The following is a 17,363-nucleotide window of genomic DNA, read 5'->3' on the forward strand; positions in this document are numbered from 1 at the left end:
GGTCAGCGGTTTGCAAAGCGCGGCATCGGCGGTCTAGGGTCGGCCAAACCGTTCGCCATCGAAGGAGAGCCCCCCATGCACGCCAAAGCCGTCCGCCTTGCCGCCACCGGAGGCCCGGAAGTTATCGCGTGGGCGGATATCGACCTGCCTGCACCGGCTGCGGGCGAAGTGCTGGTCGAACATACCGCTGTCGGCCTCAACATGATCGACACCTACCACCGTGGCGGGCTCTATCCGATCCCGATTCCCGGCGGCCTGGGCGTGGAAGCGGCAGGGCGCGTGGTTGCGGTGGGCGATGGCGTTACCGCGTTTTCGGCCGGTGATCGCGTCGCCACCTTCGGGCCGGAACTTGGCGCCTATGCCACGGCGCGCATCTATCCCGAAGGCGCACTGTTCAAGCTGCCCCATGCCATCAGCGATGCGACCGCTGCGGCCGCCATTCTCAAGGGCTTCACCGTCGAATTCCTGGTCGAGCGCTGCGCACAGGTTCAGCCGGGCTGGCCGGTGCTGGTCCATGCCGCAGCGGGCGGCGTCGGTCTGATGCTGGTGCAGTGGCTCAAGCACATCGGCGCCACGGTGATCGGCACCGTCTCCACGCCTGAAAAGGCCGAGATTGCACGCGCTGCCGGAGCGGACCACGTGATCGACTATTCGCGCGAGGACGTCGGCCCGCGCGTGCGTGAACGGACTGGCGGCGCCGGAGTGCGCGTCGCCTTCGATGGCGTGGGCAAGGATACCTGGGAAGCCAGCCTCGATTCCACCGCGCGGCGCGGGCTGATCGTCAGCTATGGCAACGCCTCCGGTCCGGTCAGCGGTGTCGCGCTCGGCACATTGTCGCAAAAGGGTTCGCTGTTCGTGACCCGCCCTACACTCCACCACTACTACGCCGACCCGGCCGAACGCGCGGCGGGATCGGCGCGGGTGTGGGACATGATCGCCAGCGGCGCGGTTGCCGTGACCATTGGCCAGACCTACCCGCTCGCCGAAGTCGCCCAGGCGCACCGCGATCTCGAGGCGAGGAAAACCACCGGATCGACGGTACTGATGCCTTAGGCGATATCGTTGATCCTCAGCCTCGGCTTCACTTCCGCCGCCGCCTTTTCCGCCTCCTTGCGCCGCTCGAACACGGCCAGCATGTGCTTGCGATCAGCCGCGGTCAGGATCTTCTCGCTTTCGACGAACTGCTCCTGCTCCTCCTCGCGGATATGGTGCAGGTATTCATGCTTGAGCGCGGCAAAGCGCTCGAGCCACTTGGGCGTGCCCATGTCGCGCGCGGCAAGATCATCGAGCATCTTGTCGATGTCCTTGTGCTCGGCCACGGCATGGCGGGCAAACTCGGTGGTTTCAGGATTGCGCAGCACGGTTGACCACAGCGCCTGCTCCTCGGCAGCGGCGTGGCCCTTCAGCTCATAGACCAGCTCCTCGAACAGCGCCTGGGCATCATCGCCCTTGCCGCCCGTCGCCTCGAGCATGGCGAGCAGCGCACGGTGCCGGTCATGGTCCTCGATCAGCCGCCCGAACACGTCGGGCAGGCCACGCAGATCGGTTGCCGGGGTCTGCCCGATCTGCGCCGGGACGTCAGGAGCAATCGCCTTGGCCTTGGCGATAGCCTTCGCCTTGGCCTCGGCAGGCTTCATCTTGGTCACTGTCGCCATCTGTCGTCTCCTCAGGCGAGATCGCGGATTTTCGGCTCACGCCCGAAGTGGCGCACCGGCCCCACTTCCAGCAGCTTTTCGTTCGGCACCACGCCTTCGTCCGGCTCCACGCCCGCCTTCTCGAGGATGACCTTCGTGCCATTGCAGTGGGCAATGGTCTTGCAGTGGCCAAAGGCGTCCATGAACCACTGCACCGCCGCGCCTTGTTTCGACAGTTTCTCGGCCTCCGCCGGCATCAGCACCGAAGCCACCGCATCGAACAGGACAGAGGGCGAGCCATCAAGCTTGCCATCGGCCTTGAGCGTTCCGCCCTTGACGGACAAGCCGCCAACCTTGGGCGCAACCAGGAACACCGATCCGCCCGCCGCTTCCACGCCCGCCTTCAGCTTGTCGATCGTCGCCTTGTCCGATCCTTCGGCAAAGAGGATGCCGACCTTGCGGCCCTCGAAGGTCATCTTCGCCTGCTTCTGGATCGACAGCGCGTCCGATGGCTTCATCTCCACCGGCTCGCGCGCAGCAGGCGCCTTCTCGGGCAGGTCCATGGCCAGGCCATCAGCCACCCGTGCGGCCAGATTCTCGTCCACGTTGCGCAGGCGCGAAAGCACGCGCATCCGCACATGCTCCATTGCACACTTCGAAAGCTCGAACACCAGCGCCGAGGCCATGTGCGCCTGCTCGTTCTCGGTCTGCGAGTGATAGAACAGCGCCGCCTGGCTGTAGTGATCGGCGAACAGTTCGGCCCGCACGCGCACCTTCTCGGTCGGATCGTTGCGTTCGCCGTTCTCGCGGAAGGAAGTGAAGCCGGTGTCGGGGCAAGCGCGCGGACCGCTATCCTCGCCCGCCTCGTTCAGCGAGTTGGGTTCGTAATTGGCGCGTCCCGTCGGCACCAGCGTCTGCATCAGGCCATCGCGCTGCATGTTGTGGAACGGGCACTTGGGCGCATTGACCGGAATCTGGTGGAAGTTGGTCGTGCCGAGGCGCGATTTCTGCGTATCCAGGTACGAAAACAGCCGCCCCTGCAGCAGCGGATCGTTCGAAAAGTCGATGCCGGGGATGACATTGCTCGGCAGGAACGCCGACTGTTCGGTCTCGGCAAAGAAATTGTCGACATTGCGGTTGAGCGTCATGCGCCCGATGATCTCCACCGGCACGTCCTCTTCGGGGATCAGCTTGGTCGCGTCGAGCACGTCATAGGGCTGCGCTGCGGCGAACTCCTCGTCGAAAACCTGCACGCCCAGGTCCCATGCCGGGAAGCTGCCCATGGCGATGCTTTCGAACAGGTCGCGGCGGTGGAAATCGGGATCGGCCCCGGCAATCTTCACCGCCTCGTCCCATATCAGCGATTCCATGCCCAGCACCGGCTTCCAGTGGAACTTCACGAACTTGCCCTCGCCCGCCGAATTGACGAAGCGGAAGGTGTGGACGCCGAAGCCCTGCATCATGCGCAGCGTCCGCGGGATGGTGCGGTCGCTCATCGCCCACATGATCATGTGCATGGTCTCGGGCATCAGGCCCACGAAGTCCCAGAACGTATCGTGGGCGCTCGCTGCCTGAGGATAGCCGCGATCGGCCTCCATCTTCACCGAATGGACCAGGTCGGGGAACTTCATCGCATCCTGGATGAAGAACACCGGGATGTTGTTGCCAACCAGATCCCAGTTGCCTTCGTCGGTATAGAACTTGACCGCAAAGCCGCGCACGTCACGCGGGGTGTCGATCGATCCGGCACCACCGGCCACGGTCGAAAAACGCACGAACACCGGGCAGGTCGTGCCCTCCTTCTGGAACAGGCCCGCCTTGGTCAGTTCCGGGATCGCCTTGGTCACCTCGAACACGCCATGCGCGGCAGAGCCACGGGCGTGGACGATGCGCTCGGGAATGCGCTCGTGATCGAAGTGAAAGATCTTCTCGCGCAGGATGAAGTCTTCCAGAAGCGTCGGCCCGCGTGTGCCCGCCTTCAGGCTGTTCTGGTTGTCCGACAGGCGGTGGCCGAAGTTGTCGGTAAGATAGGCCGCGCCATCGGCTCCGGCGGCAGCGTCCTGATGCGTTTCACCGGCATTGCCGGTCTGCGTGGCATAGGCGCCCTGCCCGGCCCCCGGCTGATGATCGGCAAGCGCATTGTCGAGCGCGGGCGACATCGAGGACGATTCATTGGTGGTCTTGCCGGTCTTGGCCATGGCGCGTGTCCTTGGATTGCGCGCACGGGTGAGGGGCGCAGGAACACTGCGCCCGCCCGTCCACGCGGGAAAGGTTGAGAAAGTCGGTTCCCGAGGGGTGGACCGCCGCGCGCCGGGAGGGGGGAAGAGCGCGCGACGGTCCGAGGGGAACGGGATCAATACGTGCGTGTCGTGCCCGAAGCGCCCTGACGGGCCTGCTTCTTCTTCATGGCGCGCGATACCGCCCAGGTGCCGCCGGCGGCTGCCAGCATGCCCAGCGGCCCCATGCGCCGCATGACCGTGGCCGCAGCAACGCCGATCAGCGCGCCAGTGCCTTCGCTCATGCCGGGGGTGCGGTCGGCAATCTTCTTGCCGACCACTGCGGAAATGATCTTGCCTATCATGGATTACCTCTTTGGAACCCTTCCAGAACCGCGCGGGCCGGACTTGGTTCCAAAGGGCACGCTAACTGCCGAACGCTATTTGCCGAACACCGGCTTTCGCTTCTCGACAAAGGCGGTGGTGCCTTCGCGGAAATCCGTGCCTTCGAATGCCGAGGCGAACACCTGCAGGCTTTCGGCGTCATCGCCAACCTGCCCGTCGAGCACGCTACGCACGAAGCCCTTGATCGCCTGCGTGGAAAAGGGCGATGCCGCCAGCAATTGCGCCACCAGCGCGTCCTCGCTCGCGGCCAGTTCCTCGACCAGCCCGACGTCCCTCGCCTCCTCTGCCCCCAGCAGCATGCCGGTAAACAGCATCCGCCGCGCCTGTCCCGGCCCGACGAGATCGACCAGCAGCTTCACGTCATGCAGCGGATAGACCAGGCCCAGCCTGGCCGGCGTGATGCCGAACCGCGCCTCAGGCCCCGCCACGCGGATGTCGCAGGCCAGCGCGATGCCGCAGCCGCCACCCACGCAATCGCCTTCGACCATCGCCACGGTCGGCAGGCGAAAGCGGGTCAATTCGTATTGCGCGCGGTTGATCGCGGTCTGGTTTGCCGCGCGCCATGCCGCATCGTCCTTGTTGGCGAGCAGTTCGGCAATGTCGGCGCCAGCGCAGAACGCGCCGCCATTGGCGGATTTCACCACCAGCACCCTGACGTCCGGATCGGCGTCGGCCTCGGCCAGCAATTCGGGCAGGCGCTGCCACATCGCGATGTTGAAGGCGTTGCGCTTGTCCGCCCGGTCGATCAGCAGGCGCGCCACTGCGCCATCGCGTTCCAGCCGCAAGGTTGTGCCCGCCTCGTCACCCATCGCGCATCCCCGATCGTCGTCCAACCCGAGCCGCTCTGGACGCGCAACCGTCGCTTGGCAATATCGTGACGCCCAATGAAAAGAGGCGGACCTTGCGGCCCGCCTCTTCTGTCCGTCAGGCGATCACGCCGATCAGAAGTCGACGCTCAACCGCACGCCATAGGTGCGCGGCGCGGCGAACTGCCAGTTATAGATGTCGTCCGGCCCCGCCACGGTGAACCCGGCATAGGTCAGCGGACGGGTGTTCTCGATGTTGCGGACGAAGCCCTGCAGGCTGAAGCGCTTGTTTTCAGGCGCATAGGTCAGCGACAGGTCGGTCTGGGTAAAGGCCGTCTGCTTCGAATCGCGGTAGTTGAACACGTCGCCGAAGTACGCGCTCTTGAAGGTGGAGAACACGCTGGCCGTCAGGCTGCCCATGTCGCCCAGCGGGATCACCTTGTCGTAGGCCAGAGTGATCGTCCACTCGGGCGTCATCGGCGGGGTGTTGCCGGCAAGGTTGGGCTGCGTGACAACGCCCGGCGTCGTCTCGAGGTTGCCGACCGTCAGCTCGCCGTTGCCGCCGCTCGGACGGCAACCCGAGCCGCTCACGCAGAACACCGGGATTGCAGTCAGGAGCTGCTGGTACTCGGCGTTGACGTAGTTCGCCGTGGCCGAGAACGTGTCGTTGTCCGAAAGCTTGATCACCGCTTCGGCTTCGACGCCCCAGATCCTCGCCTTGCCGGCGTTGAAGATCTGGCTGCCCTTCGTCGTATCGAGCAGCACGCCGACCTGCAGATCCTTGTAGTCATAGTAGAAGCCGGCAAGGTTGAAGGTGTGCTGCGACGATGCGCCGAAGTTCTTTTTCAGGCCTGCTTCGTACGCCGTGTTGGTTTCCGGCGCATACTGGCCGACTGAATCGAAGCCGCCCGCCTTGAAGCCGGTCGAAACCTTGCCATAGATCAGCGTATCGGCATCGGGCTTGAAGTTCACGCCGGCCAGCCAGGTCAGCTTGTCCGCTTCCGAACCCAGCGTCAGATTGCGCAGGGGCGTGCCGGGGTTGGTCGGCCGGACGTTGCCGGTGTTGAACAGCGGGTTGGACGGATTGGCAATCGCACCGCCATGGTCGCGATAACGGGCAGAGCGCTTGTCATCGGTATAGCGCAGGCCGGCCACGATCGTGAACTGGTCCGAAAGCTTCACGTCGGTCTGGCCGAACACCGCCCAGCTGCGCGACTCCACGTTGCGGAAGAAGTAGTTCACGTATCCGCCATTGGCGCCGAGCAGGAACGGCGGCGGCGGCAAACGAAAGAGCCCGCGCTCCACGTCGAGCTTCTCGTTGAAGTAGAACGCGCCCGTCTGCCAGACCAGCAGGTCGCTCTCGCCATTGAGGCGCAGCTCGTGGCTGTGGGTCTTGGTGTTGCCGACAAAGGTGTTGAAGCGATAGGCGGGCGAAAGGCCCAGCGCGGAAAGCGCATCGGTCTCGCGGAAGCCGCCGGTGTAGGTCACGGTGGCGGCGCCGAAATCATAGGCGATGCTGCCACGCACGGCGGTTGACTTCAGGTCGTTGCTGCCAAGGCCGCTCGCCGGTGCATTGTAGGTCGAACGGTCCACGTTGGCGAGATTGTTGGTCAGCGCCGGAATGCACTGCGTACCCGGAACAGCCGGGGCAATCTCGACCCAACCGGGGTTGGCGGCGCAGCCCGCTCCCGGCGAGTTGCCGGCCGCGTTGAAGTTCATGAAGGCCTGGGCAGGAACGACGATGTCCTGCTCCACCCGCTCGACCGCCGCGTTGATCTTCAGGCCCGAGACCGGCTCGAGCCGCAGGCTCAGACGGCCACCCCAGGTGTTGTCATCGCCACTGCGCTTGTCGATGTTCGGATGGTAGTTGTAGCCATCGCGGTCGGAGTAGATGCCCGACGCGCGGATGCCGCCGATGTCGCCCAGCGGCACGGTGACGCCGCCCTCGGCGATCACGTGGTTGAAGTTGCCATAGCTCAGGCTGCCGTTGGCGGCAAATTCGCTGCCGGGCTTGCGCGTGATGAAATTCACCGCGCCGCCGGTGGCGTTGCGGCCATAGAGCGTGCCCTGCGGCCCGCGCAGCACTTCAACGCGATCGAGGTCGAAAAGCGCGGCATTCAGTACGGTCGGGCGATTGATGTATTCGCCATCGATGTTGATGGCGATGGCCTGGTCCTGCGCCTCGTCGTTGCTGTTCGAACCGATGCCGCGAACGGTGACGCGGGTCAGCACGGTATCGTTCACGATCTGGACGACCGGCGCCACGCGCTGGAGCGAGACGAGATCGGTCACGCCCGAAGCCTTGAGCGCCTCGCCGCTGACCACGTTTATCGCGATCGGCACGTCCTGCACGTTCTGCGACCGGTTCTGCGCGGTCACGATGATGACATTGGGGTCGGCAGCCTCGTCGGCTTCGCTTTGCGCCAGAGCCGCCGAAAACGGCACGATGCAGCCTGCGCCGCACAGCAGCAGGAACTTGAATCCATTCGATTTCATCTGGTTTTTCCTCCCAAAACTTGTTCGCCGCCGATTCGGCCGGAATGCGAAGGCTTATTCTGGAATATAGATTCTATTTGTCAAACCCCGGTCTGCATTATGTCTTAGTGTTGCTGCCGCATTCGGCGGCGCCCCCTTGACCTAGGCCCGCGAAAATGCGAACATGCATTCCAATAAAGTAGCGGCCCTTTCTGCCGCCAGGCAAACGCACCGCATGGTGCGGGGCCGCCGATTGGGAGATCGACGTGCCTGCTGCTTATCCGCTTTCATCCTGCATCGAATGGCAGTTCGCCGAAGCCGGTGACCTTGCGACACGTATCCGCGCCGCCAAGGCTGGCGGTTTCGACCTGGTCGAATTCCACCTCTGGCGGGACAAGCCCGTCGAAGCCATCGGCGCGGCCCTTGCCGAAACCGGCGTCACGCTCACCGGCATCTGCGTCGATCCGCGCCGCTCCATCGTCGATCCGGCCGAACGCGCCGAGATGGTGCAGGCCGTGCGCGAGACCATCGAAGCCACTGCCCCCCTCGGCAAACCACCGCTGATCGTCGCATCGGGCTTCAAGGTCGAAGGCATGAGCGAGGAAGACCACTTCGCCAACGCCGTCGCCGCATTGAAGGAAGCCGCCGCGCTTGCGGAAGCAGCAGGCGTCACCCTCCTGCTCGAACCACTCAACACCCGCCTGTTCTCGGCAATGTACCTTGTCAGCACCACGCTCGGGCTGGACCTTGTCGAAGCGGTCGGCAGCCCCAACCTGCGCCTGCTCTACGATGTCTGGCACAGCGCCGTGATGGGCGAGGATATTGCCGACGTTCTGAAAGGCCGCATCCACCTCGTCGCCCATGTGCAGGTGGCCGACATGGACGACCGCAACGAACCCGGCACCGGCACGGTTGACTGGGGCCATGTGATGGGAACGCTCGAAAGCCTTGGCTACAAGGGCAGCATCGGCATGGAGTATTTCCCCACCCTGCCGATGGACCAGTCGCTCGAGCTGACCCGCAAGACGCTGGCGCTCTGAGCAAACTGTAACGCTGCGGTCCGGGAGAGGGATGTGGCAAACGAAAAGTTGAGCTTCGCCGAACGCCTCAGCTACGGCATGGGCGACATGGGCACCAGCCTTGCCTACAACATGGCCAGCGGGTTCCTGCTGTTCTATTACACCAATGTCGTCGGCATGCCGGCGGCAGGGGTGGGTACCATCTTCCTGATCGCGCGCCTGCTCGATGCCATCATCGATCCGGTGGTCGGCATCATGGTCGACAAGACCCGCAGCCGCTGGGGCCGCACGCGCGGCTATTTCCTGTTCACCGCCCTGCCCTATGCGCTGCTCACCGTCGCGCTGTTCCACGTGCCCGACTGGAGCGATAGCGCGCAGCTGGTCTATGCCTTCGTCACGTTCAAGGCCTTGGGCATCCTGATGTCGGTCCAGGCGATCCCCTATACCGCGCTGATGCCGATGATGACGCTGGACCCGAAGCAGCGACTCAAGCTGTCCGGCATGCGCGGCGTCGGCACCTCGATCTCGGTCGTGCTCGGCACCGCTGCCGTCATGCCGCTGGTCGGCGTTTTCGGCGGGGAAGACCAGAACAAGGGCTTCCAGTACGTCGCGATGCTCTTTGCCGCGATCGGCTTTGCCGCAACGCTCGCGCTCTTCGCCAATTGCAAGGAGCGCTTCGAGGACGGCTCCTCGCCCGATTTCGCCATCGGCCCTGCCGTCAAGGAAATGCTGCAAAACAAGGCCTGGCTCGTCGTCTTCGCCTCGTGCCTGCTCTATTTCATCCGCTTCGGCCTGATGATGAGCGCGACCGCCTATTTCGCGATCGACGTGATGCGCCAGCCCTGGCTGATCTCGGTCATGCTGCCTGCCGTCTCGGGGATGCTGCTGCTGTCCTCGTTCGTCGCCCCGCCGATCCTTGCCCGCACCGGCATCAGGAAGGGCAGCGCCTTCGTCCTCGCGCTCGCCGCCGTGATCTTCGCTGTGCTCCCGCTGGCGCAGGACAACACTGCCGCCTTCCTCAGCCTCTACATCGCCGCCTGCCTTGCCACGTCCATCACCATTACCGCCGCCTTCGCGATGATCGCCGAGACGGTGGATTACCATGAATGGAAGTTCGGCACCCGGCGCGAGGGCCTGCTTTCGGCAGGGATCAGCCTTTCCACCAAGGTCGGCATGGCAGTGGGCACCGCAGGCTTCGCCTTCATGCTCGGCGCGGCAGGCTATGTGCCCGATGCCGTGACTGATGCCGCGCGCGGAGCGATCCGCTGGACCTACTACGGCAGCGCCGTCGTCCTGCTCGGCCTGCAGACCGTGGTCGTCCTGATGTGGCCGATGGACGGCCTGCACGAAACCATCCGCAACGACATCGCCGCGCGCCAGCCCGCAGCGGCGGAATAAGGGAGAACCTCATGAAGAAGATCACAGCCGCCCTGCTTGCGGCCTGCATCGCCGTGCCTGCCGCCGCGCAGGTCATTGTCACCATCGATTACCGCCCGCCCGAAACCGTGCAGCGCGTCGCCATCCCGGTGAACCCGGCCGAGAACCGCCTCAAGGTCCTCATCATTTCGGGCCGCAATTCCTACGAGCATGACTGGACCGGCGTGAACAACATGCTGCGCACCATGATGCAGGATACCAAGCGCTTCGACGTTCGCGTGACCGAGGATTTCGACAACGGCACGCTGGAAACGCTAAAGCAGTACGACGTCGTCCTGCTCAACTATTCCAGCCGCTGGAACTATGCCGATCCGGTGCAGAAGGTGTGGTCGGACAGCGCCTTCAAGGCGCTCTACCAATACGTGCGCGAAGGCGGCGGGCTCGTCGCCTATCACTCCAGCTTCACCTGGGGGCGGGACATACCCGAATACAAGAAGCTGATCGGCGGCGCGATGGAACCCGGCACCAGCCGCCGTGCCCCTCCGGGTGCCTTCCCCGTCCATCTGGTTGACCGCACCCACCCGATCACTGCGGGCATGCGCGAATTCATCTGGACCTACAACGACGACATGTACACCAACATGGGCATGGACCCGGATGCGAAGATCCACGTCCTCGCCACCGCCCACGATTCCGCCGCCGCCTATGACCCGAAGCTGACCGGCCCCAAGTATCCCGCCGCCGCCTATACGCCCGAAAAGCTCAAAGCCATGAAAGGCATCGACGCCGATCACCCTCAGGTCTGGACCGCCGACTACGGCAAGGGCCGCGTCTTCTCGATCACGCTTGGCCACGATGAAGTCTCGCTCCACTTCCAGCCGCTGCAGACCCTGATCCTGCGCGGCACCGAATGGGCCGCCACCGGCAAGGTCACCCTGCCCGTACTGGAAGAAGCGAAGGACTATCCGACCAGGCCCTGACCGCGGCTTGGCAATTCACGCTTCTGGATCGGCGGCGAGCCATGCAGGGATGTCGCTCTGCAGATGAAGCAGGCGGAGGATTTCGATGCGATCCTCCGCCACAAGATAGAAAGCCGCCCAGGGAAATCCCTTTACGCTTCTCGAACGAAGACCCGGCACCGACAACTCGTAAGCCCACCGCGGTGAACCTCCGTTCGGCGCACGGGCGATCGACGCATATGTATCCTGCAATCTGTCGACAAAGCGCAGGACAACATCCAGCCCGGCTGTCAGGGCATAGTCTTCCGTAGCGCGCCGGGCATCCTTGTCTGCCAGCTCATGGAAAACCAGACGGCGCATTGGCCCGCTTCTGCTCAGCTACCGACGCGGTCCTGCGCCAGCTTTCGCAATCCGTCGAAGTAGGCCTCATCCACCTCGCCCGCAATTGGCGAGGCTGCGCCATCCAGAATCATCCCCCGCAGTCGCTGCACGTCCTGGTCCTTGCGGATCAGCTCGCGGACGTATTCGCTGTTCGTGCCGAACCCCCGGTTTGCAACCTGGGCGTCAACGAAAGACTTCAAGGCGTCTGGCAGCGAAATGTTCATCGAAGACATGCCGCCAAGATAGATTGCATGGCAAAAAATGGCAACCTACCCCTCTCCCAGCCTGCCGCGCTGCCCTACCTTGCAGCAGCCACCCGCGCTTGCGGAACGGGCGCGAACAGGCGCACGATCTCGTCCGCCGCAACGGCCCGTCCATAGAGGAACCCTTGCGCTTCCTTGCAGCCAAGTTCGCGCAGCACTCGTTCCTGCTCGCGCGTTTCCACCCCTTCGGCGATCACTTCCAGGCCAAGCGTGCGCGCCATCTGCAGCACCGCATCGACAATCGCGGCATCCGCATCCGAACGATGGATCGCTTCAACGAAGCAGCGGTCGATCTTGAGCCGATCCAGCGGATAGCGCTGCAGCAGGCTGAGCGAGGCATACCCGGTTCCGAAATCGTCGAAGGCAATGTCCACGCCCAGCGTCTTCAGGCGCTTGAGCATCGTGGCAACTTCGTCGTTGTGCTTGATCACGATGTTCTCGGTGATCTCGATTTCCAGCTGCGTGGGCGCGATGCGATGCTTGCGGCAGGCTTCGCCGATCACGCCATAGAGCCGGGGCGAGCGCAACTGCGCCGCAAACAGGTTCACCGCCATGCGCACTTCGCCAAGCCCGGCGCTGCGCCAGGAACTGGCCACGCGGCAGGCCTCGTCTATCACCCAGTCGCCCACGTCCTCGGCTACAACGCTGTCATCCAGAACCGAAAGGAAGGCATCGGGGTGCAGCAATCCGAACTGCGGGTGCTTCCACCGCAGCAGCGCCTCCACGCCCAGCAGCGCCTTGTCTTCGAGCGAGACCTGCGGCTGGAAGTGCAGCACGAACTGCCCTTGCGGCAAGGCCTCGCGCAGTTCCGCGCCCAGCCTCTGGCGCTGCTCCGAGCGGTTGTGCATCGTCGGCAGGTAATACTTGCGCTGCGCCCCGTGCTCGGCCTTGGCGCTGTAGAGCGCAAGGTCCGCGCGCGACAACAGCTGGTCCACCGTCGATGCATCCTTCGGCGCCAGCGCGATGCCGATGCTGGTGCCGACAAACACGTTCTTGCCGTTGATCTGGAACGGGGTGGCGAGACTTTCGAAGATTGCACGGCACAGCGAATCGATCCGCAGCGGATTGCTGCAATCGGACAGGACGATGGCAAACTCGTCGCCGCCGAACCGCGCCACCATGTCGGCATCGCCCACGCAGCCTTCGATCCGCCGCGCCACATCAGCCAGCAGCAGGTCGCCTACGCTATGGCCCAGCGTGTCGTTGATGTCCTTGAACCCGTCGAGGTCAAGCAGCATCAGCGCGCAGGAGCCGCGCGCGATCGCTTCCTCCAGCCGGGCGTTCAAGGCATTGCGGTTGGGCAAGGATGTCAGCGTGTCGCAATGGGCGAGATGCTCGAGCCGGCGTTTGGCCGCCTGCCGATCGGTGATGTCGCGGATCAGCGCGCCGAACATCGGCTGGCCGTTCTCGTCCCACATCGACAGCGAAAGATCGACCGGGATCTCGTGCCCGTCGGCATGGCGCACCAGCATCTCGATGGCCTTGCCCGCCAACCGCGCCTTGCCGCTCTTGACGGCGCGGGCCAATCCCGCCTCGTGCGCGGCGTGGTAGCGCTCCGGCATGATGATCGTCAGCGGCTTGCCGATCGCCTGCTCCGCGCTGAAGCCGAACAACTGCTCGGCCGCGGAATTCCACGAAAGGATCAGGTTGTCAGGCCCGGCGCAGATGGCGGCAGTAGCGGACCGCGCAAGCATCTGCGCATAGCGACCGGGGTGCAGGCTCTTATTCGGCAAGACAGACTCCTCGATCGTGGCGAGCATGCCTTGCCTAAGTTAAATGTCTAAAAGTGAAGCTTTCTTGATGCACGGGAATTACTTAGCGCTGAAGAACACTACGGAAAGAGAGCCAGGTCCATGCCTTCTCCCATCGCCTGATGGCCGGCGTCGCTGGGATGCAGGTGATCACCTGAATCATGGGGCGCGGCGAACCGGTCGGGCGCTGCAGGATCGCGGACCATCGCGTCGAAATCGATGACCGCATCGGGCTCTGCGGAACTGCGTATCCAGCGATTGACCTCCTCGCGCAGAGCCCTTTTCTGCAGGGTCGACGTCGCCGCATCGCCCGGGCTGGGCGTAAGCGTGGCAAGATAGACCTTCACGCCACGCGCGTGGGCGCGGGCAATGATCTGGCGATAGCCGCCGATCAGGTCGGCGCTGGTGATTTCCGGATTGTCGCCGAACGGGCCCTTGCCGGAAAAATTGATGTCGTTGATGCCCTCGAGCATTATCACGTGCGAAAGGCCTTCGATGCGCAGCACGTCGCGATCGAACCGGGCCAGCGCGGCTGCCCCCCAGCCGGGGGCGAGAACGCGGTTGCCGGCAATCCCGGCATTGATCACGGAATAGCGCTTGGCGCCCTTGCGCGCATTCAGCCTGCGCGCCAGAATTTCGGGCCATCCGTGCAACGCACCGGGAGTGGCGCGGTTGCCATCGGTAATCGAATCACCAAAGGCGACGACAACGTTCACAGCAGTTTCGCCGAGCACGGAAACGCCCGTAACCAGCGGCCTCCCGGTCAGGACAGTTGCCCCGCCAAGCACGGGCTCCATCGCCTGTCCGCCCTTCGCCACCACGAACCCGGCGCCGCCGCGGCCTTCGTTCATCATCGGCCCGGCGAGATCCACGCTGACGACGAGCTCGGCCCCCGCCTTCACCTTGAGGTCAACGGGATCGCTTACGAGCGGCGCGCCAACGGCCATTGCGGTCTGGCTGGCACCCGAGAAAGTCAATCGCAGGCTGCCGGGGCGCGCGTCAAAGCCGGCTGCCGCAATGCCGACCGATGCAGCAGCGATCTGAAGCGGCTTCGACCCCTCTTCGTTGGATAGCCTTACGCGGATCTGTGCGCCGTCGGCCTGTATGGTCACCCGGTAGCGCACGGTCCCTGTCACCGGCTGCGGCAACAGATTGCGGCGCAGTTCCTCGCCTTTGACGTTCCAATGCTCGTCGGCAAAACGCAGGAACGCTTCCGAAGGCGCCTCGTAGGTTGCCGGGCTGGACTGGAAGGCATCGCGCCAAGCCTGCCCCGCCCCGTTTGCTCCGGAGGGCCTTGCGGCCGAAGGCATCGACGCCACGGCAAATGCGGCAAGTCCTATGAAAATTCGCAAGATCAAGCGGTTGCGCATGGCAGGATTCCTTTCACGGGCGCTTCACATCAGCCCCAGCTTGCCACCACTTGCAGCATAGGCCTTGAACGCCTCGAGCCGTTCGGTCGAGGATACGGCCGGCCGCATCGCTTCACGGTCCCCCAGCCCCATCACGCCGCTCGTCGCCGGGCCCACCTGGGCCCATCCTGCGCCCGGCGCGCCGCCGCGCATGAAGGCCAGCAGGCGGTCCTGCCACTGCCGCACAATGCGCCTGTCAGCCGCCGTCCACGTCCGATCGCCGATCCCGATGTTGCCGAACACATAGGGCAATTGCGAGGAGTGGAAGGCTCCCCATGATTGCCCGCCCCGCACCGCCGGATAGGCGTGGTCATAGACATAGGCGAAAACCGGTTGCCGTGCATTGCGCGTGCGCTCCTTCGCCCACAGCAGCAGCCCTGCCATGTAGCGATCGCGCGCGATCAGCGAGTTGGAGGCAATCGCTTCCGCCTCGGTCGCATGCGGATAGAGCGCCAGCAGACGGTCCGCGAACGCGCCATAGCGTGCCCGCACCGCCGCCTCGAACTGCGCCGGCGTCCGCACCGAAGGATCGATCATCTCGGCACTGTTGTACCCGGTGATCAAGGGCACCGGGCTAACCACCGGGCCGCTCGCCCGGACCGGATCGAACGGCACCACCTTGCCATCAACATTGGGCACGAACCGCAGCGGCGGCGGACCGCTGCTGGCGCCCGGCACATAGCGCGTCGCCTCGATCAGCGCCTCGGCAGGAACCTCGCGCATTTCCGCGATGCTCGCCTTGCCCAGCTTGGCCGCAAGCTCTGCCCCGATCTGCTCGTTCTTCGCCAGCGGCGGCACATCCACTGCCATGCTGGCGCCGCTGAAGGCGATCGCCTTGTCGAACAGGCCCTTGGCCATCGGTGATACCATCAGGTCCGCCACCGAAGCCGCGCCCGCGCTCTCGCCCGAAACGGTCACGTTGGCCGCGTCGCCACCGAATGCTGCAGCATTGGCGCGCACCCATTTCAGCGCGCCGATCTGATCCAGCAGTCCGTAATTGCCCGAAGACCCCAGCGGCGATTCCGCCGTGAGCGCCGGATGCGCCATGAAGCCCAGTATGCCGACGCGATAGTTGATCGTGACGACGACCACGCCCCGCGCGGCAAGCTTCGCCCCGTCATAGATCGGCAGGCTGCCCGCCCCGCCGCCAAAACCGCCGCCGTGGATGAACACCAGCACCGGCAACTTCTTTACCGTATGCTGCGGACGCCAGATATTGAGCGTCAGGCAGTCCTCGCTCATCGGCGGCGCGGCAAGGAACTCGGCGGTATAGGGGCCCCACGGCGCCGGTACGCCCTGCTGGCACACCGGCCCGAACGCAGATGCCTCGCGCACGCCTTGCCACGGAGCCGCCCCCTGCGGCTCGCGCCAGCGCAGCGGCCCCACCGGCGGCGCGGCATAGGGGATGCCGAGGAAAGCCTCGGCATCCCCCTTCACCGTCCCGCGGACCGCGCCGCCGCTGGTCGCCACCACGGTCTGCGCAAAGGAGACGTTCGCCGCGAAAGCAAGGGCGAGCGCTCCGACAGGGCCCGCGATCCGCATCACGCAGGTCAGTACTCGAAGGTTTCGCTGAAGGTGCGATACGGTTCGGGCGGACGCGCCTCGAGCTTCTGCGAGGTATCGGTGCGGTAGGTGTTGGAAAGCACCGTGGCGGGCCCATCGACCTTGGGCATGAACACCGGCTTGCCGTCCTCGCCCACATACATCAGGTCAACGTTGAAGGCATCGTCCTGCGCGACAGCAGCAAAGGGAATCCAGCCCATGCCATAGGGCGCGCGGGCCACCTCGAAGCAGTGGAAGTGCCAGATTTTCCACTGGCCGTCCTGCTTGATGAAGTCGACCCCGTACTTGAGGTAGACGTTGTGCATCCACACCTTCTTGCCCTGCACGAGATCCTTCTCGAACATCCAGGCAGGCATGTTCTTGGCCTTGTCGACATCGACCAGGCCCGATTCCAGCCCGTTGACGATCCACAGGCCCTTGGCGGTCTGGCCATCGCCAGCCACTTCGATCACCGGCGTCGTCACATAGTGGAACACCAGCTTGCTGACCGGCGCGGGACGGCCCTGGTGGTAGGACATGATCTTGTCCCAATCGGTGTAGACGCCAAGGTTGCTGTACTGCGAGCGTACGCCCGGCGTGCCCTTCTTCGCCCACAGCGGGATGATGTCGGTATCGCGGAAGGCATTGTGCAGGTACATGTAGCGCGAGAACAGGTTTTCCACCGCCGCCCGGTCGCGCGCGCCTTCGACCTGCGCCTTCAGCACCTGCATCTCGGCCTTGATCGCGGCCAGATCGTCCTTTGCAGCGGCCGGACCTGCCATTACCGGACCTGCCAGCGCGGCACTTGCCAGAAGGCCGATCATGGCGCGGCGCAACGTCTTTGCGTACATCTCCATCTCCCTTTTGCAGTCTTTTCGGGCAGCACCGCATCATGCGCGGCATCGCGAATTCAGAATAAGTGTGGTGATTCTAAAACGATGGTCAAGCAGGACTTGACGGACGCCGCATATTGTTAGAATATCCATTCCAATAAGGGGCGGCAGACCCCAGGAGAGAGCGAAAGGCCTGCGCTATCTTGCACGCCCCTTCCCGCCCTGTCCGCAACGCTAACTCGGCATTTCGATCGAGCCTGTGCCGGCTATCCGCAACAACCCCGCCAAGAGGT

The 17,363-nt window shown here is 64.4% G+C and carries 15 protein-coding genes; 4 read left to right on the forward strand and 11 right to left on the reverse strand.

From position 1 onward, the window contains the following. Window positions 1-75 precede the first annotated feature (75 nt). Window positions 76-1,053 carry a quinone oxidoreductase family protein gene (locus tag AC3WLM_RS19235; protein WP_492478486.1) on the forward strand — a complete coding sequence of 326 codons (978 nt, stop codon included), beginning with the start codon at window positions 76-78 and terminating at the stop codon, window positions 1,051-1,053. Here AC3WLM_RS19235 and AC3WLM_RS19240 read toward each other — a convergent pair. The 5 genes from AC3WLM_RS19240 to AC3WLM_RS19260 form a co-directional block, all read right to left on the reverse strand. After that, window positions 1,050-1,655, reverse strand: coding sequence for a hemerythrin domain-containing protein (locus AC3WLM_RS19240; protein WP_082734507.1), 606 nt, complete (start codon window positions 1,653-1,655; stop codon window positions 1,050-1,052). The two genes, AC3WLM_RS19235 and AC3WLM_RS19240, sit on opposite strands and share 4 nt — an antisense overlap. Before the next feature lie 11 nt (window positions 1,656-1,666). Next, window positions 1,667-3,793: a catalase gene (locus tag AC3WLM_RS19245; RefSeq protein WP_492478519.1), complete on the reverse strand. Its 2,127-nt coding sequence runs from the start codon at window positions 3,791-3,793 to the stop codon at window positions 1,667-1,669. Window positions 3,794-3,987: 194 nt separating this feature from the next. Beyond that, complete coding sequence (locus AC3WLM_RS19250) at window positions 3,988-4,215, reverse strand: hypothetical protein (RefSeq protein ID WP_039335700.1); 228 nt, start codon at window positions 4,213-4,215, stop codon at window positions 3,988-3,990. Window positions 4,216-4,290: 75 nt separating this feature from the next. Continuing rightward, window positions 4,291-5,064, reverse strand: coding sequence for an enoyl-CoA hydratase/isomerase family protein (locus tag AC3WLM_RS19255; protein WP_492478520.1), 774 nt, complete (start codon window positions 5,062-5,064; stop codon window positions 4,291-4,293). A 132-nt stretch (window positions 5,065-5,196) separates the two neighbouring features. Beyond that, window positions 5,197-7,557, reverse strand: coding sequence for a TonB-dependent receptor (locus AC3WLM_RS19260; RefSeq protein WP_193828593.1), 2,361 nt, complete (start codon window positions 7,555-7,557; stop codon window positions 5,197-5,199). A 245-nt stretch (window positions 7,558-7,802) separates the two neighbouring features. Here AC3WLM_RS19260 and AC3WLM_RS19265 point away from each other — a divergent pair, with 245 nt between their 5' ends. Genes AC3WLM_RS19265 through AC3WLM_RS19275 form a run of 3 tightly spaced genes read left to right on the forward strand, consistent with a single transcriptional unit; the run spans window position 7,803 to window position 10,912 of the window. Further along, window positions 7,803-8,576, forward strand: coding sequence for a TIM barrel protein (locus AC3WLM_RS19265; protein WP_193828594.1), 774 nt, complete (start codon window positions 7,803-7,805; stop codon window positions 8,574-8,576). A 33-nt stretch (window positions 8,577-8,609) separates the two neighbouring features. After that, entirely contained in the window at window positions 8,610-9,953 is a 1,344-nt protein-coding gene (locus AC3WLM_RS19270; protein ID WP_492478487.1) for an MFS transporter, read from the forward strand. Window positions 9,954-9,964: 11 nt separating this feature from the next. After that, window positions 9,965-10,912, forward strand: coding sequence for a ThuA domain-containing protein (locus AC3WLM_RS19275; protein ID WP_062343741.1), 948 nt, complete (start codon window positions 9,965-9,967; stop codon window positions 10,910-10,912). A gap of 15 nt (window positions 10,913-10,927) precedes the next feature. On the opposite strand, the gene AC3WLM_RS19280 is transcribed toward AC3WLM_RS19275, so the two are convergent. From AC3WLM_RS19280 to AC3WLM_RS19305, 6 genes are all read right to left on the reverse strand, one after another. Continuing rightward, on the reverse strand, window positions 10,928-11,251 hold the full coding sequence (locus tag AC3WLM_RS19280; protein ID WP_492478488.1) for a type II toxin-antitoxin system RelE/ParE family toxin: 324 nt from the start codon (window positions 11,249-11,251) through the stop codon (window positions 10,928-10,930). A gap of 14 nt (window positions 11,252-11,265) precedes the next feature. After that, entirely contained in the window at window positions 11,266-11,505 is a 240-nt protein-coding gene (locus tag AC3WLM_RS19285; RefSeq protein ID WP_492478489.1) for a ribbon-helix-helix domain-containing protein, read from the reverse strand. Between the two features lie 65 nt (window positions 11,506-11,570). Beyond that, entirely contained in the window at window positions 11,571-13,268 is a 1,698-nt protein-coding gene (locus tag AC3WLM_RS19290; protein ID WP_492478490.1) for a putative bifunctional diguanylate cyclase/phosphodiesterase, read from the reverse strand. A gap of 98 nt (window positions 13,269-13,366) precedes the next feature. Further along, the gene (locus tag AC3WLM_RS19295) at window positions 13,367-14,656 is read right to left on the reverse strand and encodes an SGNH/GDSL hydrolase family protein (protein ID WP_492478491.1); all 1,290 of its coding nucleotides are present in this window, start codon (window positions 14,654-14,656) and stop codon (window positions 13,367-13,369) included. Between the two features lie 24 nt (window positions 14,657-14,680). Next, window positions 14,681-16,237, reverse strand: coding sequence for a carboxylesterase/lipase family protein (locus AC3WLM_RS19300; protein ID WP_492478521.1), 1,557 nt, complete (start codon window positions 16,235-16,237; stop codon window positions 14,681-14,683). A gap of 8 nt (window positions 16,238-16,245) precedes the next feature. After that, window positions 16,246-17,088, reverse strand: coding sequence for a nuclear transport factor 2 family protein (locus tag AC3WLM_RS19305; RefSeq protein WP_427465426.1), 843 nt, complete (start codon window positions 17,086-17,088; stop codon window positions 16,246-16,248). Window positions 17,089-17,363: the final 275 nt, after the last annotated feature.

Source organism: Novosphingobium sp. FW305-C-30-35, from assembly GCF_058783135.1.